Source organism: Actinomadura luteofluorescens, from assembly GCF_013409365.1.
GTDB classification, from domain to species: Bacteria; Actinomycetota; Actinomycetes; order Streptosporangiales; family Streptosporangiaceae; genus Spirillospora; species Spirillospora luteofluorescens.
Genome location: NZ_JACCBA010000001.1, coordinates 7761884 through 7779123, shown reverse-complemented (window position 1 = coordinate 7779123; position 17240 = coordinate 7761884). Strand labels below are relative to the sequence as shown.

Annotated in this window: 19 protein-coding genes; 11 read left to right on the top strand and 8 right to left on the bottom strand. The window is 72.9% G+C overall.

The window, feature by feature from the left end; translation table 11 throughout:
* Positions 1 to 258: 258 nt before the first annotated feature.
* On the bottom strand, positions 259 to 1794 hold the full coding sequence (locus BJY14_RS36055) for an amino acid adenylation domain-containing protein (RefSeq protein WP_179847692.1): 1536 nt from the start codon (positions 1792 to 1794) through the stop codon (positions 259 to 261).
* 237 nt (positions 1795 to 2031) lie between these two features.
* Here BJY14_RS36055 and sbnA point away from each other — a divergent pair, with 237 nt between their 5' ends.
* Positions 2032 to 2997 carry a 2,3-diaminopropionate biosynthesis protein SbnA gene (gene sbnA / locus BJY14_RS36050; protein ID WP_179847691.1) on the top strand — a complete coding sequence of 322 codons (966 nt, stop codon included), beginning with the start codon at positions 2032 to 2034 and terminating at the stop codon, positions 2995 to 2997.
* A gap of 27 nt (positions 2998 to 3024) precedes the next feature.
* On the top strand, positions 3025 to 4050 hold the full coding sequence (gene sbnB, locus BJY14_RS36045; RefSeq protein WP_179847690.1) for a 2,3-diaminopropionate biosynthesis protein SbnB: 1026 nt from the start codon (positions 3025 to 3027) through the stop codon (positions 4048 to 4050).
* Here sbnB and BJY14_RS36040 read toward each other — a convergent pair.
* Positions 4041 to 4946 (bottom strand): NmrA family NAD(P)-binding protein, encoded by a 906-nt coding sequence (locus BJY14_RS36040; RefSeq protein WP_179847689.1) that lies wholly within the window; start codon positions 4944 to 4946, stop codon positions 4041 to 4043. The two genes, sbnB and BJY14_RS36040, sit on opposite strands and share 10 nt — an antisense overlap.
* 71 nt (positions 4947 to 5017) lie before the next feature.
* Here BJY14_RS36040 and BJY14_RS36035 point away from each other — a divergent pair, with 71 nt between their 5' ends.
* Entirely contained in the window at positions 5018 to 5656 is a 639-nt protein-coding gene (locus tag BJY14_RS36035; RefSeq protein ID WP_179847688.1) for a TetR/AcrR family transcriptional regulator, read from the top strand.
* Positions 5657 to 5756: 100 nt separating this feature from the next.
* On the opposite strand, the gene BJY14_RS36030 is transcribed toward BJY14_RS36035, so the two are convergent.
* On the bottom strand, positions 5757 to 6980 hold the full coding sequence (locus BJY14_RS36030; RefSeq protein WP_179847687.1) for an MFS transporter: 1224 nt from the start codon (positions 6978 to 6980) through the stop codon (positions 5757 to 5759).
* Between the two features lie 171 nt (positions 6981 to 7151).
* Here BJY14_RS36030 and BJY14_RS36025 point away from each other — a divergent pair, with 171 nt between their 5' ends.
* Positions 7152 to 7640, top strand: coding sequence for a MarR family winged helix-turn-helix transcriptional regulator (locus BJY14_RS36025; RefSeq protein WP_179847686.1), 489 nt, complete (start codon positions 7152 to 7154; stop codon positions 7638 to 7640).
* Between the two features lie 12 nt (positions 7641 to 7652).
* Here BJY14_RS36025 and BJY14_RS36020 read toward each other — a convergent pair whose 3' ends face one another.
* On the bottom strand, positions 7653 to 8459 hold the full coding sequence (locus BJY14_RS36020) for an SAM-dependent methyltransferase (RefSeq protein WP_179847685.1): 807 nt from the start codon (positions 8457 to 8459) through the stop codon (positions 7653 to 7655).
* A 137-nt stretch (positions 8460 to 8596) separates the two neighbouring features.
* On the opposite strand from BJY14_RS36020, the gene BJY14_RS36015 reads away from it, so the two are divergent.
* Positions 8597 to 8839 (top strand): Rossmann-fold NAD(P)-binding domain-containing protein, encoded by a 243-nt coding sequence (locus tag BJY14_RS36015; protein WP_179836019.1) that lies wholly within the window; start codon positions 8597 to 8599, stop codon positions 8837 to 8839.
* Positions 8840 to 8931: 92 nt separating this feature from the next.
* Positions 8932 to 10029 carry an acyl-CoA dehydrogenase family protein gene (locus BJY14_RS36010; protein WP_179847684.1) on the top strand — a complete coding sequence of 366 codons (1098 nt, stop codon included), beginning with the start codon at positions 8932 to 8934 and terminating at the stop codon, positions 10027 to 10029.
* Here the strand turns inward: BJY14_RS36010 and BJY14_RS36005 are convergent.
* The gene (locus BJY14_RS36005; RefSeq protein ID WP_179847683.1) at positions 10004 to 10414 is read right to left on the bottom strand and encodes a PTH2-like family protein; all 411 of its coding nucleotides are present in this window, start codon (positions 10412 to 10414) and stop codon (positions 10004 to 10006) included. The two genes, BJY14_RS36010 and BJY14_RS36005, sit on opposite strands and share 26 nt — an antisense overlap.
* A gap of 64 nt (positions 10415 to 10478) precedes the next feature.
* Here BJY14_RS36005 and BJY14_RS36000 point away from each other — a divergent pair, with 64 nt between their 5' ends.
* The 3 genes from BJY14_RS36000 to BJY14_RS35990 all read left to right on the top strand — a co-directional run bounded on the left by BJY14_RS36000 (position 10479) and on the right by BJY14_RS35990 (position 13183).
* Positions 10479 to 11285 carry an AraC family transcriptional regulator gene (locus BJY14_RS36000; protein ID WP_312879573.1) on the top strand — a complete coding sequence of 269 codons (807 nt, stop codon included), beginning with the start codon at positions 10479 to 10481 and terminating at the stop codon, positions 11283 to 11285.
* Positions 11286 to 11300: 15 nt separating this feature from the next.
* A complete protein-coding gene (locus BJY14_RS35995; RefSeq protein ID WP_246396234.1) occupies positions 11301 to 12299 on the top strand; it encodes an ADP-ribosylglycohydrolase family protein in 999 nt (332 codons plus the stop codon).
* An 86-nt stretch (positions 12300 to 12385) separates the two neighbouring features.
* Positions 12386 to 13183, top strand: a complete 798-nt coding sequence (locus BJY14_RS35990) for an alpha/beta fold hydrolase (RefSeq protein ID WP_179847682.1) — start codon at positions 12386 to 12388, stop codon at positions 13181 to 13183.
* On the opposite strand, the gene BJY14_RS35985 is transcribed toward BJY14_RS35990, so the two are convergent.
* Positions 13180 to 13599 (bottom strand): TIGR03668 family PPOX class F420-dependent oxidoreductase, encoded by a 420-nt coding sequence (locus BJY14_RS35985; RefSeq protein ID WP_179847681.1) that lies wholly within the window; start codon positions 13597 to 13599, stop codon positions 13180 to 13182. The two genes, BJY14_RS35990 and BJY14_RS35985, sit on opposite strands and share 4 nt — an antisense overlap.
* 127 nt (positions 13600 to 13726) lie before the next feature.
* On the opposite strand from BJY14_RS35985, the gene BJY14_RS44645 reads away from it, so the two are divergent.
* The gene (locus BJY14_RS44645) at positions 13727 to 14800 is read left to right on the top strand and encodes a hypothetical protein (RefSeq protein WP_218905738.1); all 1074 of its coding nucleotides are present in this window, start codon (positions 13727 to 13729) and stop codon (positions 14798 to 14800) included.
* Here the strand turns inward: BJY14_RS44645 and BJY14_RS35975 are convergent.
* Together BJY14_RS35975 and BJY14_RS35970 are read right to left on the bottom strand one after the other, a co-directional pair.
* Positions 14757 to 15560: an enoyl-CoA hydratase gene (locus tag BJY14_RS35975; RefSeq protein WP_179847680.1), complete on the bottom strand. Its 804-nt coding sequence runs from the start codon at positions 15558 to 15560 to the stop codon at positions 14757 to 14759. The two genes, BJY14_RS44645 and BJY14_RS35975, sit on opposite strands and share 44 nt — an antisense overlap.
* A 35-nt stretch (positions 15561 to 15595) precedes the next feature.
* Entirely contained in the window at positions 15596 to 16240 is a 645-nt protein-coding gene (locus BJY14_RS35970) for a class II aldolase/adducin family protein (protein WP_179847679.1), read from the bottom strand.
* Positions 16241 to 16311: 71 nt separating this feature from the next.
* Here BJY14_RS35970 and BJY14_RS35965 point away from each other — a divergent pair, with 71 nt between their 5' ends.
* Positions 16312 to 17229 carry a carbohydrate kinase family protein gene (locus BJY14_RS35965; RefSeq protein ID WP_179847678.1) on the top strand — a complete coding sequence of 306 codons (918 nt, stop codon included), beginning with the start codon at positions 16312 to 16314 and terminating at the stop codon, positions 17227 to 17229.
* Positions 17230 to 17240: the final 11 nt, after the last annotated feature.

The following is a 17240-nucleotide window of genomic DNA, read 5'->3' as shown; positions in this document are numbered from 1 at the left end:
GCGCCGTCGCTTTCCGCCCTCGCCCGTCTTCCGCTCGCGTCCCACGATCTACTCAGGAGTAGCGGGGTCACAGTCAACCAGCCGGTCACATGCCTCGCAATCCCCTCAAAAGCAGAACTTGCCCGGCCCCATTGCTAACAGGAGTGACAAAATCATCGGCCGCCAGGTCCGTTCCGGACAGGCGGGACGCTCGACGGGTGACAAAGGTTGGCAACCGAATCCGGCCAGCCCGGTCACGCTCGGTGAAGGGCAGGCCGGCTACCTGCCCGGGTACTCGTGCACCACCACCGCGGCGGCCCGCACCGCCGGATGGCGCTGCAGCACCGCCTCGATCTCGCCCAGCTCCATCCGCACCCCGGCGATCTTGACTTGGCGGTCGACGCGCCCCAGGTACTGCAGCGTGGGACGGTCCTCGCCGCCCGCGCCGGGCGGCAGCAGCCGCACCGCGTCGCCCGTCCGGTAGAGGCGCCCGGTCGGGGACGTCCCGAAGGGGTCCCGGTAGAACGCCTCGCGGGTGCGCTCGTCGTCGCCGAGGTAGCCGCGGCCGACCACCACGCCGCCGACGAACAGCTCCCCGGTCTCGCCGACGTCGCACGCCGACCAGGTGCCGTCGTCCTCCTGGCGCAGCACGTACAGGCGCGCGTTGACGATCGGCGTGCCGATCGGCAGGCGGAGAAGCCCCAGGTCACCGGCCGTCACGGTGTGGTGGGTGACGTCGTCGGAGCACTCGGTCGGGCCGTAGGCGTTCAGCAGCCGGGCGTGCGGCACCGCCTCCAGCCAGCGGCGGGACAGCTCGGCCGGCAGCTCCTCGCCCGTGGCGATCATCCAGCGCAGGCCCGCCAGCGGGCGGGCCCCGGCGCCGCCGGGCGGGGAGGCGCCGGCGGCCAGGTCGTCCAGCAGGTGCCTGACCATCGTCGGGACGAGCTCGACGACCGTGACGCCCTGCGCGTTCACCGCCCGGGCGAACGCGACCGGGTCGTGGCCGACCTCGTCGCCGACCACGTCCACCCGGCCGCCGACGAGCAGCGGGCAGAGCATCTGCCAGATCGAGATGTCGAAGCCCAGCGGGGCGGTGAACGCGACCACGTCGTCGCCGGTCAGCTCCAGGTCGACGACCTTCGCCCAGAGGTGGTTGAGCATGCCCTGGTGCTCGACGACCGCGCCCTTGGGACGGCCCGTCGACCCCGAGGTGAACAGCACGTACCGGGGCTGGTCGAGCGCGCTCAGGCGCGGCTCCCCCGCCCACGGGGCCAGGCCGTCCGCCCGGGACGCGCCGACGACCCGGCATCCCGCCTCCGCCGCCCCCTCCAGCAGCGCGGGCGCGACCCCCTGGGCGTCCATCGTGATCAGCAACGACGCGCCCGCCTGGTCGAGGACGTCGCGGACGCGGGCGGCGGGCCAGGTCTCGTCGGCCGGGACGTACAGGGCGCCGACCAGCTCGATCGCGAGGAACGCGGCGATGACGCCCGCGCACCGGGCGCCGCCCACGCCGACGACCGTGCCGGGACGGACCCCCTCGTCCTCCAGCAGCGCGGCGATCCGGCGCGCCTCGGCGGCCAGCCCTGCGTAGGAGAGCGTCCGGTGCTCGTCGGCGACGGCGGGGCGGTCGCGCTCGGCGGCGATCCGCTCCACCCGCGCGATGACCGGGCCGGCGAGGTCGACGTCACGCTCGCGGAGCATCCCGAGCCGCGCGGCCAGCTCGCGGGCCCGCTCCGCCTGCGCCGCGGGCACGTCCAGGGCGGGCAGCCCGGCCAGGGGGAGCAGCCGGTCCACGGCGGGTCCGCGAGCACTCATCTTAACTCTCCGTGTTGTAGGACTTCTCCGCTGTAACAAGCAAAACAAGCGGCCGCCATAGCCTAAGTCCGGCCCGGCAGAAGTACCACGTATTCTGCCCTACCGGCGGGTAATCAGGGGGTTGCGGCGGCAAGATGCCCGAAGGTACCGTGATGCCTCGCCATGGCTCTGGCGTGAAGCCCGCGGCGAACTTCGGGGGAAGACGAGGGAATTGCTTCTTCATTTCAGGGTGGCAGCGTGCCGATCATAACCTCGCCGCAGGAATTCAATGTCGACGACCTTTACGTCGATCTTCGGCATGTCATACAGCGCCCGCTCTACCTCAAATGCGAGGGCTTCAATTTCGCCGGTTCGGTGAAGCTGAAGGCGGCCGCGGCGATGGTGGAGGCGGCCGAGCGGGACGGCGCGCTCACCCCCGGCTCGATCATCGTGGAGTCGTCGTCGGGCAACCTCGGGATCGCGCTCAGCCTGATCGCCGCGAGCCGCGGCCTGCGGTTCGTGTGCGTCACCGACCCGCGCTGCAACCCGGCGTCGATGCGGGTCATGCGGGCCCTCGGCGCGGAGGTGCGCGTGGTGTCCGACCGGGACGCCAACGGGGGCTACCTCGGCGGGCGCATCGCCTACGTCCGGAACCTGTGCGCGTCCGGCGACGAGTACGTGTGGCTGAACCAGTACGCCAACCGCAACAACTGGCTGGCGCACTACCGCGGGACGGCCCCGGCGATCGACCGCGAGTTCCCCGACCTGGAGGTCCTGTTCGTCGGCGCCGGCACGACCGGCACGCTGATGGGCTGCGCCCGTTACTTCCGCGAGCACCGCCGGCCCGTCACGATCGTGGCGGTGGACGCGGTCGGCTCGGTCACCTTCGGCGGCCTCCCCGAGCGCCGGATGGTCCCCGGTCTCGGCACCAGCACCCGGCCGGCGCTGGTGGACGAGTCGTTCGTCGACGACGTCGTGCACGTCCCCGAGACCGACACGATCCGGACCGTCCACGCGCTGGCCTCGCGCGGGTTCCTGTTCGGCGGCTCCACCGGCACCGTCGTGTCGGGCGCCTCCCGCTGGCTGGAGGCCAAGTACCCCGGCGAGGACCCCGTGGCCGTCGCCATCGCCCCCGACCTCGGCGAACGCTACCTCGATTCCCTCTACGAGGAGAACTGGCTGCGCGAACACTTCGGCGACCCGGCCGCTATCCTCGGCGACTGATCATCACAGGAGAACGGAGTTCCGCCCATGACGCAGGCCCCAACGTTCGCCGTGGTCTCCGGCGCCCAGGTCCACCGGGCGGTCGCCGGGCGCGAGGCGGAGGTCACCCGGATGGTCGAGGCGGCCTACCGGCTGCACGGCGAGGGCCTGACGGTCAACCCCGACTCCTACTTCCTGCGCTTCCCCGACCGCCCGTCCGACCGGATCATCGCGCTGCCCGCCTCGGTCAAGGGCGGCGTCGGCGTGCACGGCATCAAGTGGATCTCCAGCTTCCCGGGCAACGTCGCCAACGGCGTCCCGCGCGCGTCGGCCGTGCTGGTCCTCAACGACGCCGAGACGGGCTACCCGTTCGCGTGCCTGGAGAGCTCCATCATCTCCGCCGCCCGCACCGCCGCGTCCGCCGCGCTGGCCGCCGCGGCCCTCGCCGACCGCCGCGGCCCCCGCCCCCGCCGGGTCGGCTTCGTCGGCACCGGCCTCATCGCCCGCTACATCCACACCTACCTGGCGGGCAACGGCTTCGCCTTCGACGAGCTCGGCGTCCACGACCTGTCGCGCGAGCACGCCGAAGGCTTCCGGGGGTACCTGGAGCGCGCCGGCAAGGGCGAGATCACGATCCACGACTCGGCCGAGTCGCTGATCCGCTCGTCCGATCTGGTCGTCTTCGCGACCGTCGCGGGCGAGCCGCACGTCACCGACCCGGCCTGGTTCGCGCACGCCCCCCTCGTCCTGCACGTGTCGCTGCGCGACCTCTCCCCCGAGATCATCCTGTCGTCGTACAACGTCGTGGACGACGTCGAGCACTGCATGAAGGCGAACACGTCCCCGCACCTGGCCGAGCAGCGGGTCGGCCACCGCGACTTCGTCGCCGGGACCCTGTACGACGTCCTGACGGGCGAGACGGCCCCGCCCGCCGACAAGCCGGTCGTCTTCTCACCGTTCGGCCTCGGCGTCCTGGACCTGGCCGTGGCGAAGTACGTCTACGACCAGGTCGCGTCGTCGGGCGAGCTGAACACCGTCCCCGGCTTCTTCCACGAGATGAAGCGCTACGGCTGACGCCCGGAGGCGTGCACCGCGGGCTTGAGGACCTCCTCGCACCACTGCCGGAAGGTGGTCGGGGTGTCGGTCGCGTGCCGGGGCGTGCGGACGATCGCGTCGTCCAGGCCGTTCTCCTTGGCCGCCATCATGTCGAGCATGCTCTGGACCATGGCGCCGGACATGCCTCGGGCGGTGAGCCGGTCCGCGAGGGCCCGGGCGGGGATCCGCTCGTACCGGACGGAGGTTCCGAGCACCTCGGAGATGACGGCGGCGATGTCGTTGTAGGACAGGTTCTCGGGGCCCAGCAGGGGGATCTCTTCCTGGCCGGTCCACGTGGCGTCGAGCAGCAGGCGGGCGGCGACGGCCGCGATGTCCCGCGTGGCGACGAGGCGCAGCTCGCGGTCGGGAGAGATCACGTCGAAGAACCGGCCCCGCTCCTTGATCGTCTGGACCTGCCGGAGCACGTTCTCCATGAAGCCGGACGCGGCCAGCGCGCGGAAGGCGACCCCGGTGCTCGCGATCAGGTCGTCCATGGCCAGCGACGCGGTCACGTGCCCGGCCGCGCCCGCCTGCGGGGTGCCGCGGCCGAGGGCGCTGACGTCCACGACGCGCTTGACCCCGAGGCCGCGCATCGCCTCCGCCGCGGGCCTGGTGAAGCCCAGGAACGCCTCGTTCGCGTCGGCGGCCCGGGGATCGGACGGCAGCAGCCAGAAAACGGCGTCGGCGCCGTCGAAGGCCTGGGCGACGACCTGCCCGTCGCCGTGCGACCCTTGGACGACCTCGACACGTTCCCGCACGTCGGCGCGCAGCCTGGCCGGATCGCGCGCGATGACGCGGACGGGCTCGCCGGCCGCGAGCACGGTGTCGACGACCTGGTGCCCGATGTTCCCGGTGGGGGCGGTAATGACGATCATGGCGTCCCTCCAATGACCTGCCGGGGATAAGTAAACTCAACCGTACCGTTTATTTTTGAGGACGCAACCCGATGAGTGCAGCAGGCGCATCCCCGGAGCGGGGCCGGCAGCGACGCGGTGAGGAGCTGCGCCGCCACATCCTGGCGGTGGCCAAGGACGTGTTCCTGGAGACCGGCTACGAACGAGCCTCGATGGACGCCGTCGCCGCGCGCGCCGGGACGTCGAAGCGGTCGCTGTACGCGCATTTCGAGAGCAAGGACCGCCTGTTCCTCGCCGTCATGGAGTGGGTCCGCGAGCTGTACCTGGGCAGGCTGAAGACCCCGGACGCGTACGCCGAAGACCCGGCGGAGGCGGTGACGCTGTTCTGCGGGCGCTTCCAGCAGCTGATGGCATGGGAACCGCAGGTGCGGACCTGCCGGCTCTGCATCGCCGAAGCCGAGCGCCTGCCCGGCAGCTCCAGCGCCTACTTCGACGCCATCTTCGCCAGCACCCGGGAGCGCCTCACCGGCTACCTGGCCGGGCACGACGTCGCGGACGCCGCGGCCCTCGCCGAGGACCTGCTCGCCCGGACGGTGCTCCCGCGCCTGTTCCGCACGCTCCTCAACGTCGAAGCCCCGAGCAAGGACGATCCTGACGAGCAGGCCCTGGCCGAAGCCGTGGATCTTTCCGCGATCCGCCGCCTGGTGTCGACGGCCCTGCGGGAGGGCTAGGCGCCGCTACGCCCGCCGCCGGTCGCGGCGAGATCGTCGTCTGCCCGGCCCGCCAACCCTGAAGGAACACCCCTCCCACGGAGGCTGGACCGCCCAGTGATCAGGGGCCGATGCCGGCCCTGGCGCCCGTGGAGGACGCCGGGGTGCGTCCGAGGTTCGCCGGGGCCGTGGTGGTGCGGGGCCGGCGCGATTCGAGCCGGTGCGAGAGGACGGCCAGCACCAGAGCGGCGGCGGCCAGGACCGCCCCGACGGCGCTGGGCGCCGTGTAGCCGAGGCCCGCGGAGATCACCAGGCCGCCGAGCCAGGCGGACAGGGCGTTGCCCAGGTTGAAGGCGCCGATGTTGGCCGCGGAGGCGAGCGTCGGCGCACCGTGGGCGTGGTCCAGGACGCGCTTCTGCAGCGGCGGGACGGTGGCGAAGCCGAGAAGGCCGATGAGGAAGACCGCCACGACGGACGCGGCCTTTCCGGAGGCCAGGAAGGTGAACAGCAGCAGGACCACCGCCAGGCCGCCCAGGGCGGTGTAGAGCATCGGCATGAGCCTGCGGTCCGCGAAGCGGCCGCCGATGAGGTTTCCGGCCACCATGCCCAGTCCGAAGACCACCAGCAGCCAGGTGACGGACGACTCCGCGAAGCCGCCGACCTCGGTCATCATCGGCGCGATGTAGGTGATCGCGGCGAACACCCCGCCGAAGCCGAGGACCGTCATGGCCATGGCCAGGACGACCTGGGCGTTCTTGAAGGCGGCCACCTCGTGCCGCAGCCGCACTCCCTCCGGCTTGGGCACGTCCGGGACCAGCCCGGCGACGCCCGCCAGGCCGAGCACGCCGAGGGCGGCGACGATCAGGAAGGTCACGCGCCAGCCGGCCGTCTGGCCCACGAACGTGCCCAGGGGCACGCCGATGACGTTGGCCACGGTCAGGCCGGTGAACATCATGGAGATGGCGCCGGCCTTCCGCTCCGGCGCGACGAGTCCGGCGGCGACGACGGAGCCGATGCCGAAGAAGGCGCCGTGGGCCAGCGACGCCACCACCCGGCCGATCAGCATGACGGCGAAGGCCGGGGCGGCCGCGGAGATGAGGTTGCCGAGGATGAACAGGCCCATGAGCAGCATGAGCATGGTCCTGCGAGAGATCCTGGTGCCGAGGACGGTCATGATCGGCGCACCGGCCACGACGCCGAGGGCGTAGCCGGTGACCAGGAGGCCGGCCGTCGGCACGGAGACGCCGAGGTCCGCGCCGACCTGGGGCAGCAGCCCCATGATCACGAATTCCGTGGTGCCGATTCCGAAGGCCCCGATGGCCAGGGCCAGCAGTGCGAGCGGCATGGTGGGCGGTCCTTCCGACGTTCAAGACGATGTTGCGTAAGCCTTCTATGAGCGTGGACAATAATTGCACACGCGGGCTAATGGCAAGCGCGGGTATAGTGAGGTCCGCGACACGGCGGTGGGCGCTCCGCCGGCGCGTCCGCTCGCACGGCCCGACCGAGGGAGCTGCTGATGACCGCCACCGACCCGGCGATGACCGCCCTGGCGCACGGCTGGTCGGCGCTCTCGCTGCTGCACGGCCGCATCGAGAGCAGAGTCGAACGCGCGCTCCAGGCCGGGCACCGGTTGAGCGCGCGCGAGTACTCGCTGCTGGACGTACTGAGCCGCCAGCACGACGGCGAGGGCGGACACCTGCAGATGCGGCAGGTCGCCGACTCGGTCGTCCTCAGCCAGAGCGCCACGACGCGCCTGGTGACCCGGTTGGAGGACCGCGGGCTGCTCTCCCGCTACCTGTGCCCCACCGACCGCCGCGGCATCTACACCGACGTCACCGACGCCGGCCTGCGCCTACTGGAGGAGGCCCGCCCCACCCACAACACGGCTCTGCGCGAGGCCCTCGATCAGGCGGCCACCGAGCCCGCGCTCGCACCCCTGGTCGATGCCGTGCTCCAGTTGCAGGGCGGTGACCTGCCGCATTCGACGGGCCGGGCCGGTCAGTGACCAGCGGCCCCGCTAGGGCTTCTTCGCGACGGCGGCGTACATGTTCGTGGCGGTGTCGGGCAGGAGCGCGGCGCCCGGCGCGGGCCGCCAGCGCGACATCGGGACGACGCCCGGTTCGAGGAGTTCCAGCCCGGCGAACAGGCGCTCCACCTCGGCGTGGTCACGCAGGTACATGGGGATGCCACTGCTGGTGTAGTCGTCGGCGAGCCGCCGCGACTCCGGGGCGAGGTCGGCTGTGGGGATGGTGACGGCCACGTAGCTGCCGGGGGCGAGCGGAGCGACGAGCGACTCCACCAGCCCCTGGGCGTCCTCCACGAACTGGAGCATGGCGATCACGGTCAGCGCGACCGGCCGGGAGAGGTCGAGGACGTCGCGCAGCGCGGGATCGGTGTGGAGCGCCTCGGGGGACCGCATGTCGGCCTCGATGTAGGCGGTGCGGCCCTCGGGGGTGCTGGCCAGCAGCGCACGCGCGTGGGCGAGGACGATCGGGTCGTTGTCGACGTAGACGATCCGCGCGTCCGGCGCCACCTCCTGGACCACCTCGTGCAGGTTCGGCGAGGACGGGATGCCGGTCCCGACGTCGATGAACTGCCGCACGCCCAGCTCGGCGAGGTGGCGGCCCATCCGCTGCATGCAGGCCCGGTTGGCGATCATCGAGGTGCGCAGCCCCGGCCAGTTCGCCAGCACCGCGGCCGCGGTCTCCCGGTCGGCGGCGTAGTTGTCCTTGCCGCCGATGATGTAGTCGTAGACCCGCGCCGAGTGCGGCCTGTCGGTCTGCAGATCCGCCTCGGCGGACGGGTCCCGCGGAACGTCCGACATATCCGGTACCCGCCTTCGGTCGTGCCTCCAGATCCGTTGATCACTCTAGTTCCGGATCGCCCGCCCGGCCCCGCTTTCGCCACGTCCGCCCCTCTCGTTCGGGACTGAGAACGTGCACCAGTGGGCACGGTGTGTCTATGGATGAGCGAGATGTTCCGCGTGGGGACGTGCAGGAGCTGTCGGACTTCGAGCTGGTCGTGTACGAGACGGTGGCGGAGATCGACAAGGAGCGCGGGGCGGCGGACTTCGAGACGATCGGGGCGCTCGTGGACGCGCCCGAGGAGGATCTGTGGGCCGCGCTCGGCCACCTCGTGTCGATCAACCATCTGCACTCGACGAGCAAGGGGTACGTGCTCGGGCCGCACGACTGGGCGCCCTGACCGTCCCGGTGGATGGGAAGGGTCCGGAGGCGGGCGGCGGGCGCGCGGCACGATGACCCGGTAGGCCTGGGACACGTGTGGGAGGACGCCCGATGAAGCTCGTCGTCACCGAGGAACAGCGGGAGCTGCGGGACGCGCTGCGGCGCTTCTTCGCCGACCGGTCCCCCGGCGCCGAGGTGCGGCGGCTGATGGAGACGGCCGAGGGCCACGACCCGAAGGTGTGGCGGCAGATGGCCGAGCAGCTCGGGCTGCAGGGCCTGGCGATCGCCGAGGAGCACGGCGGCGCCGGGTTCGGGATGCGGGAGCTGGCCGTGGTGTTCGAGGAGATGGGGCGGGCCGTGGTGTGCGCCCCGTTCCTCGCGACGATCACAGCCGCGGCGGCGCTGGAGGCCGGGGACGGCGGGCACGACCTGCTGCCCGGCCTCGCGGACGGGTCGGTGATCGGGACGCTGGCGGTGGCCGAGGACGGCGGGTCCTGGGACCCCGCCTCGGTGCGGGCGACGTTCGAGGACGGTGTGCTGCGCGGGACGAAGAACTTCGTCCTGGACGGGCACATCGCCGGCCTGGTCCTCGTGGCGGCGCGGGGCGGGGACGGGGTCGGGGTCTACGCCGTCGAGGACGCGGCGGGGCTCGTCCGGCACGCCCTCCCGACGCTCGACCAGACGCGCAGGCTGGCGCGGATCGAGCTGGACGGGGTCGCGGCGCGCAGGGTCGGGGGGCCGGAGGCGCTGGCGCGGGCCCTGGACGTCGCGGCCGTGGCGCTGGCCGCCGAGCAGCTCGGCGGGGCGCAGCGCACCCTGGACATGACGGTCGAGTACGCGAAGGTGCGGCACCAGTTCGGGCGCCCGATCGGGTCGTTCCAGGCGGTCAAGCACCGGTGCGCGGACATGTTCGTGCTGGTGGAGTCGGCGCGGTCGGCCGTGCTGAACGCGGCGGCCGCCGCCGACGAGAGCCCGGACGAGCTGCCGGCCGCCGCCGCGCTCGCCCAGGCGTACTGCTCGGAGGCCTTCTTCCACACGGCGGGCGAGGCGATCCAGCTGCACGGCGGGATCGGGTTCACCTGGGAGCACGACGCGCACCTGTACTTCAAACGGGCGCGGTCGTCGCGGGAGCTGTTCGGGTCGCCGGACCGGCACCGCGAGCGCCTGGCCGCCCTCGCCGGGCTCACGGGTGCAGCCGCAACCCCTTGAGCACCTTGTCCACGCCGTTCTTAGGGCCGTGGACGGCGAACCCGACCAGGGGCATCTCCTCGGCGGTGACGGCCCGGACGGTCGCGCGGTTCGCCTCGTCGTGGCCCGTCTTGAACATGTCCTCGATGTAGACGGCGATGTCCATCTCGCGGGCGAGGGCGCGGGCGTGGGCCGTCGAGATCGCCTCGGCCCCGGCCTCGTAGACCAGGACGGGCTGGCGGAACATCGCCAGGTAGGTGTTGCCGGACGCGTCCTCGTACGGCTCTCCGATGACGCCGGGGACGCCGCCCGCGACGGCACTGGCGAGGAACGCGGTGACGTTCAGCCGCTGCCAGGCGGCGAGGTCGTCGCGGACCACGATCCCGATCTTGGTGTCGAAACGCATGCGGTCCAGCCTGCCCTCGGCCCGGGCGCGCCGTCTTGAACGCTCGTGCGCCAGACTGGGAGGCGTGGACTGGAGCAGGTACTGGCGGTCGCCCGACCGTCCGCTGGAGGCGATGCACGCTCACTTCGAGCGGCACGCCTACCACCGGCACAGCCACGAGACGTACTCGTTCGGCGTCACCGAGGACGGCTACCAGGCGTTCCGGTGCCGGGGCGGGGCCCACACGAGCGCGGCCGGGATGGTCATCGCGTTCAACCCCGACGACCCGCACGACGGCCACGCCGCCGACGAGCTCGGCTTCACCTACCGCATCGTCCACATCGGCGCCGGGCTGATCTCGGACGTGCTCGCCGACATCGCGGCGCGCCCGGTCGGGCTGCCGCTGTTCGACGCGCCCGTCGTGCCGGACCCCGCCCTGGCCCGGGCGCTGCACGGGCTGCACGCGGCGCTGCTCGGCGGTGCGCCGGCCCTGAAGCGCGACGAGCTGCTGACCGCGGCCGTCGGGACGCTGGTCGACCGGGCCGCCACGCGGAGGGTGCGCGCGGCGCCCGCCGGCGGCTTCGTCGAGCGGGCCCGGCGGCGCCTCCAGGAGTGCTGCACCGACGACATCGGAGCCGACGCGCTGGCGGAGGCGGCGGGGTGCAGCAGGTTCGCGTTGTACCGGGCGTTCCGGCGGGAGTACGGGATGGCGCCGAGCGACTACCAGCGCCAGCTCCGCCTGCGCGCGGCGCGCCGCCTGCTCGCCCGGGGCGACGCGATCGGGGACGTGGCGGCCCGCACCGGTTTCGCCGACCAGAGCCATCTGACGCGCTGGTTCGTCCGCTGCTACGGGACGACCCCCGGCGGCTACCGCGACGCTTGTACGGATTAAGGAAGAATGCCGCCCATGAAACGGGCGAGCGGGGCGATGTTCGGGCTGGCGTACGGGGACGCGCTGGGCGCGCCCACCGAGTTCCTCACCATGAAGCAGATCCACAGGCGGTTCGGTGAGCACGGCCCCGCGCGGCCCGAAGGCGACCCGGCCCTCGTCACCGACGACACGCAGATGGCGATCGCGGTCGGGCTGGCGCTCCTCGACGCCTTGGCGAACCCGCCGTTCACCCCCGATCTGATCACGCCGATGTGGCGGCGGCGCTTCGTCGACTGGCTGAACAGCCCCGACAACAACCGCGCGCCTGGGAACACCTGCCTGCGCGCGTGCCGGAACCTGGCCGCCGGGAGGCCTTGGGTGGAGGCCACCGTGGCGGGCTCCAAGGGCTGCGGCGCCAACATGCGCGTCGCGCCGGTCGGCCTGGCCCCGGGCCTGTCGGACGAGACGCGGGCCGGGGCGTCGCAGCTCCAGGCCGCTCTCACGCACGGGCATCCGACCGGGCTCGCGGCGAGCGAGCTGACGGCGTTCGCCGTGCGGTGGCTGGCCGACGGGATGGCCCCGTCCGACCTGCCCGCCGCGCTCCGGGCCCGCTGCCACGACCAGCGCGCCGTCTACCACGAGCGCTGGCTCGGCACCCTGTGGCAGCAGCCCGGCATGGACGCCCCGGAGACGTTCGCCGCCCGGGGCTGGGACGAGTGCCTGGACGTCCTCGACCGCCTGGACGAGGCCGTCGCGCGCGGGGACCGGACGTCCGACCCCTGCGCGGTCACCGGCGCGGGCTGGGTCGCCGAGGAGGCGCTCGCCACCGGCCTGCTGTGCTTCCTGCTGTTCCCGGACGAGCCGGTCGAGGCGATCCGCCGCGGCGCGGCCAGCTCGGGCGACTCCGACTCGATCGCGTGCCTGGCCGGCGCGTTCGCGGGCGCGCACCTCGGCGTGGACGCCTGGCCGGGCGAGTGGGCGGCCCGCATCGAGTACGCCGCCGACCTCGCGAGGCTCGGCGAGGCCTGGGACTGATCCCGCGAGAGCACCGCTCTTGACGTGCGGCCGCCCTAAAGCTAATATCCTTAGCTATAAAGCTACACTTTTTCAAGGAGTGCGTGATGAGCGAGACCCGTTTCCTCGATCTTCCCGGCGGACGGCTGGCCTACGACGACACCGGCGACGGCCCGCTCGTCGTGTGCCTGCCCTCGATGCTCGACCTGCGGTCGCAGTTCCGGTTCCTCCAGCCGCTGCTCCTGGACGCCGGGTACCGCGTCGTGACCGTCGACCAGCGCGGGATGGGCGAGACCAGCGCACGCTGGCCCGAGTACGGCAGCACCCCGCTGGCCCACGACCTGCTGGCCCTGCTCCAGCACCTGGACGCGGGCCCGGCACTGATCTACGGGTGCTCCAACGGCGCGGCCGCCGCGGTGTGGGTCGCGGCCGAGGCGCCCGAACTGGTCAAGGGACTCGTGCTGGCGGCGCCGTTCGTCCGGGACGGCAAGGGCGGGTTCGCGCAGAAGCTGACCACCGCCCTTATGCGGGTCCCCGGCCTCGCCCTGCCGCTCTACATGTCCTACTACCCCAAGTGGGAGCCGAAGCCCCCGGCCGACTTCGCCGAGCACAAGGCCGAACTGAAGGCGAACTTCAAGGAGCCGGGCCGCGGCAAGGTCATCGCCGACTACCTGAGCATGTCCCACGCCGAGGCCGAGGCGCGGCTCGACCGCGTCCAGGCGCCCACGCTCGTCATCATGGGCACGGGCGACATCGACTGGCCCGACCCGGCCGCCGAGGCCGAATGGGTCGGCCAGAGGCTGAACGGCGAGGTCGTCCTGCTGGACGGCGCCGGCCACCACCCGCACGTGGAGTTCCCCGAGCAGATCGCCAACGCCGTCACCGCCTTCCACCGCTCCCTCTAGGACGCCGACCAGCCCGTCCAGGCCTCGATGGTGACGGCTATGACCGGGCCCTCGGGCGGATGCTCGCGGTACTGGGGATAGCGCTCCGCCAGGAGCCGGACAGGTTCGGCCATGCGCGCGGGGTCGGCGACGACGGTCGCGTGGCCGTCCACGCGAACCCACCAGAGGCGTTCCCAGTCGTCCTCGTAGTGGTCCGCCAGGAGCGCGACGCGCGGATTGGCCCGGATGTTCGCGAGGCGCCGCAGATCGCGGCTGCTCTTGGGCTTGTGGTCGACGGCCGTGTAGACGGCGCCCCGGTGGACGGCGAACGTCACCGGGACGAGATGCGGGCGGGCGTCCTCCCCCACGGTCGCCAGGCGCGCGACCGGCACGGTGGTCAGCAGACGGCGCGCCTCGTCCGGCGCAAGCTTCGGCACCCCCTCACCCTGCCATGCCCTTCACTTGCCGTGCCCCCTGACTTGCCATGCCCCCTCCCCCGCACGGGGTAGGGCGTTCGCCCCCCGGTGGGAGGCGCTGCGGCGGGGGCGCGGACAGGCTCGTCCCATGGAATCGGTCGGGAGGCTGTGGCCGCGCTGGGCGGGGTACGCGGCCGGGGTGTGGTCGTTGGGCGCGGTGGGGGCGGCCCTGTACTGGGCGGCCGGCGGGGAGACCGGGGCGCCGCCGGCCGGCGCGCGGGCGGCGGGATGGGTGATCGCCGCCCTCCTCGGCGTCGGCGGGATCATGGCGGTGTCGAGCGTGCGCGGCGTCGGGCGGCAGATGCCGCGGTGGTGGCCGCTCAGCGGGCTGTGGACGGCCTGCGTGCTGGCGGGGGCCGGAACGTTCGGCTTCGTGATGAACGCGCTGCAACTCGTCTTCGACGGGACGGTCGACGACTGGCCCAGGTTCGCCGTCGAGGCCCTGTGCGCGGTGGGCGCGGCCCTGCTCGCGGGGACGGCCCTGGCCTACCAGCGCAGCACGGCGGGAAGGTGCGCACGGTGCGGCGGCTTTCACGCCGGGACGGGCACCGCCACGACCTCGCCGCCCGTGTCCCCCGCGCCGCGCGCGGTGCGGTGGGCCGCCTACGGCGGGGCCCTCGGGTTCGCGCCCTACGTCGCCATGAAGACGACATGGGCGTTCGGGGGCTCCTTCGCGGGGATCGAGGGCGAGCAGGTCGTCGCCGAGTTCGAGCGCAACGGCGCGTCCGGGCTGGTCCTCACGCTGGAGAGGTACGGACTGGACTTCACCACCCTGGCGGCGCTCGCCGGCGTCTTCCTGCTGATGGGGCTCACCCACGAATGGGGGCAGGTCTTCCCGCGGTGGGCGCCGCCGCTGGCCGGGCGCAGGGTGCCGCGCTGGCTGCCGCTCACCCCGGCCTGGCTCGGCGCCCTGACGCTCGGCCCGTACGGCGTCGTCGGCTCCATCGCCTACCTGCTGCCGCCCGTCCTCGGTCTGCGCGACCTCCCGCACGACGGGCTCATCAGCGGATGGTCCGGCTGGACGGTGGCGGCGTGCGGGATCGGCGCGTTCGCCGCCTACGGCCTGGCGCTGGGCGCGGCGGCGTGGTCGTACCAGCGGCGGACCAGGCCGGTGTGCGTCAGTCCTGGAAGTCCGGGGGGCGGTGCTCCCTCCGCGCCTTGATCGCCTCTTCGAAGTTGTGGGTGGTGAGGCGGACGTACAGCTGGGCGAGGCCCTCCTGCCCCATGTGGGCGTCCAGGCTCGCGGCGTCCAGGCTCGACCACAGCATCCGCTTCGTCAGCTCGGTGCCGGGGCGGCTGAACCCGGCGATCCGCTCGGCCAGCTCGTAGCAGGCGTCGAGGAGCTTGTCGCCGGGGACGACGCGCGACAGCAGGCCGATCCGCTCGGCCTCGGCGGCCTCGACGTCGCGTCCGGACAGCATCAGCTCGAACGCCCGGGACGCGCCGATCGCGCGCGGCAGCAGGTAGCTGAGGCCGAGCTCGCTCGCGGTCAGCCCGTTGTTGATCCCGGCCGCGCGGAACAGGGCCGTGTCCGCGCCGAGCCGGATGTCGGCTGCGAGCGACAGGCACAGGCCGCCGCCGATCGCCGGGCCGTTGACCGCCGCGATGACCGGCTGGTGGACGCGCCGCATCGCCCGCACCACGTCGTCCAGCAGCTCCATCGAGCGGAGCGCGATCGTCGGGAGCGTCAGCCCGTCGATGCCCGGGATGCTCCCCGGATTCTCCAGGTCGGCGCCGGAGCAGAACCCCCGTCCGGCGCCGGTGATCACGACGACGCGGGTCTCGTTGTCGCGGCTGACCTCTTCCAGGGCCTCCCGGAACGGGACCATCACGTCGAATGCCATCGCGTTCATGCGCTCGGGCCGGTTGAGGGTGATCAGGGTGACGTTCGGGCGCGGCCTGTCGACCAGGACGAAGGGCAAGGCGGGCCTCCCAGAGTGACCTAACAAGCGTTAGGTTACACGCGGGGGAAGTCGGGCGGCGCCAGCCCCCGCTCGACCACTTCCGCCAACTCCTCCTCCGTCAGGATCCGTGGCTCCCCGATCGCCTTGGCGCGGACGTACACGCCGCACAGCCACTCCAGAAGGCGCGCGTTCTCGTACGCCTCCTCCAGGTCGCGGCCGATCGTGACGCCCCCGTGGTTGGCCATCAGCGCGGCGCGCTTGCCGCCCGCCATGGCCGTCCGGACGTTCTCGGCCAGTTCGGGCGTCCCGTAGGTGGCGTACTCGGCGACCTTCACCACGCCGCCGAGCAGGAGCGTGTTGTAGTGGATCGGCGGCAGCTCGGACATGGTCGTCGCCACGACGGCGCCGTAGGTGGAGTGCGTGTGCACGATGGCGGCGGCCGGGGTCGCCTCGTAGAGGGCGAGGTGCATCGGCGTCTCGGACGACGGCGCCTTGTCGCCGTCCACCCACCGGCCCTCGATGTTCACGACCGGGCAGTCGGCGGGCTCCATCCGGTCGAGCATCATCCCGCCCGGGGTGACCGCGACCAGATCGCCCGACCGGACGCTGACGTTGCCGGACGCGCCCGTCACCAGCCCGGTCCCGGCGAGCCGCCGGCCGATCGCGCACAACGCGTCCCGCTCGTCCCTCAACAACATGCGAATACCTCTCACCTTTCGGAGCCTGCACCGCGTACGCTACGGCCCCGACGATCACTAAGGGGCCGGTCATGACCGTCGTCACTCTCGGCGCGCACATCCTGGACGTGCTCGCCCGCCCGGTGGAGGGCATCCCGGAGGGCCAGGACACCGTCGTCGTCGAGCAGATCCGGGTGACCGCGGCGGGCGCCGCCGCCGGGACCGCCGTCGCCCTGGCCCGGCTCGGCAACGAGGTCGTCTCGGTCGGCGCGATCGGCGACGACGACCTCGGCGACCTGCTGGTCACGATCATGACGCGCGAGGGCGTGGACGTGGGCGGGCTCGTCCGGCGGACGGCCGACCAGACCAGCGCGTCGATCCTGCCGATCCGGCCGGACGGCGGGCGGCCGAGCTTCCACGTCCCCGGCGCGAACCTGACCCTCGCCGCCGGCGCGGTCGGGCCGGGCCTGCTGGGCGCGGCGAGCGCGGTGCACCTCGGCGGCCCCGACGTCACGTTCGGCCTCAACGACCCGGCCTTCTTCGCCATGCTCGACGCCGCCCGCGAGGCCGGCACCGTCGTGACGATGGACCTGCTGTCCACCATGCCCGACCTGCTGGACGGCGCGGCCGCGTTCCTCCCGCACGTCGACCACTTCCTGCCGAACGAGGAGCAGGCCGCCCTCATGACCGGCGAGGACGACCCGGAGAAGGCCGCCGCCGCGCTGCTCGCGCGGGGGCCCGGCACGGTCGTCGTCACGCTCGGCGGGGACGGCAGCCTCGTCGCCACCGCCGAGGGCGCGCACCGGCTGCCCGCGCTGCCCGTCGAGGTCGTCGACACGACCGGCTGCGGCGACGCCTACTGCGCCGGGTTCATCACCGGCCTCACCCGCGGCAGGGACGTCCTGGAGGCCGCGCGCTGGGGCACCGCCGCGGCGGCCACCGTCGCCCAGGGGCTCGGCTCCGACGCCCGCCTCACGGACCTGGACGCGGTCCTCGCCCTGCTGGACTGACGCCGAGCCGC

Coding starts and splice junctions, on each gene's coding strand:
- BJY14_RS36055 (WP_179847692.1), bottom strand. CDS start 1,794: ATGAGTGCTCGCGGACCCGCCGTGGACCGGCTGCTCCCCCTGGCCGGG.
- sbnB (WP_179847690.1), top strand. CDS start 3,025: ATGACGCAGGCCCCAACGTTCGCCGTGGTCTCCGGCGCCCAGGTCCAC.
- BJY14_RS36040 (WP_179847689.1), bottom strand. CDS start 4,946: ATGATCGTCATTACCGCCCCCACCGGGAACATCGGGCACCAGGTCGTC.
- BJY14_RS36035 (WP_179847688.1), top strand. CDS start 5,018: ATGAGTGCAGCAGGCGCATCCCCGGAGCGGGGCCGGCAGCGACGCGGT.
- BJY14_RS36030 (WP_179847687.1), bottom strand. CDS start 6,980: ATGCCGCTCGCACTGCTGGCCCTGGCCATCGGGGCCTTCGGAATCGGC.
- BJY14_RS36025 (WP_179847686.1), top strand. CDS start 7,152: ATGACCGCCACCGACCCGGCGATGACCGCCCTGGCGCACGGCTGGTCG.
- BJY14_RS36020 (WP_179847685.1), bottom strand. CDS start 8,459: ATGTCGGACGTTCCGCGGGACCCGTCCGCCGAGGCGGATCTGCAGACC.
- BJY14_RS36015 (WP_179836019.1), top strand. CDS start 8,597: ATGGATGAGCGAGATGTTCCGCGTGGGGACGTGCAGGAGCTGTCGGAC.
- BJY14_RS36010 (WP_179847684.1), top strand. CDS start 8,932: ATGAAGCTCGTCGTCACCGAGGAACAGCGGGAGCTGCGGGACGCGCTG.
- BJY14_RS36005 (WP_179847683.1), bottom strand. CDS start 10,414: ATGCGTTTCGACACCAAGATCGGGATCGTGGTCCGCGACGACCTCGCC.
- BJY14_RS35995 (WP_246396234.1), top strand. CDS start 11,301: ATGAAACGGGCGAGCGGGGCGATGTTCGGGCTGGCGTACGGGGACGCG.
- BJY14_RS35990 (WP_179847682.1), top strand. CDS start 12,386: ATGAGCGAGACCCGTTTCCTCGATCTTCCCGGCGGACGGCTGGCCTAC.
- BJY14_RS44645 (WP_218905738.1), top strand. CDS start 13,727: ATGGAATCGGTCGGGAGGCTGTGGCCGCGCTGGGCGGGGTACGCGGCC.
- BJY14_RS35970 (WP_179847679.1), bottom strand. CDS start 16,240: ATGTTGTTGAGGGACGAGCGGGACGCGTTGTGCGCGATCGGCCGGCGG.
- BJY14_RS35965 (WP_179847678.1), top strand. CDS start 16,312: ATGACCGTCGTCACTCTCGGCGCGCACATCCTGGACGTGCTCGCCCGC.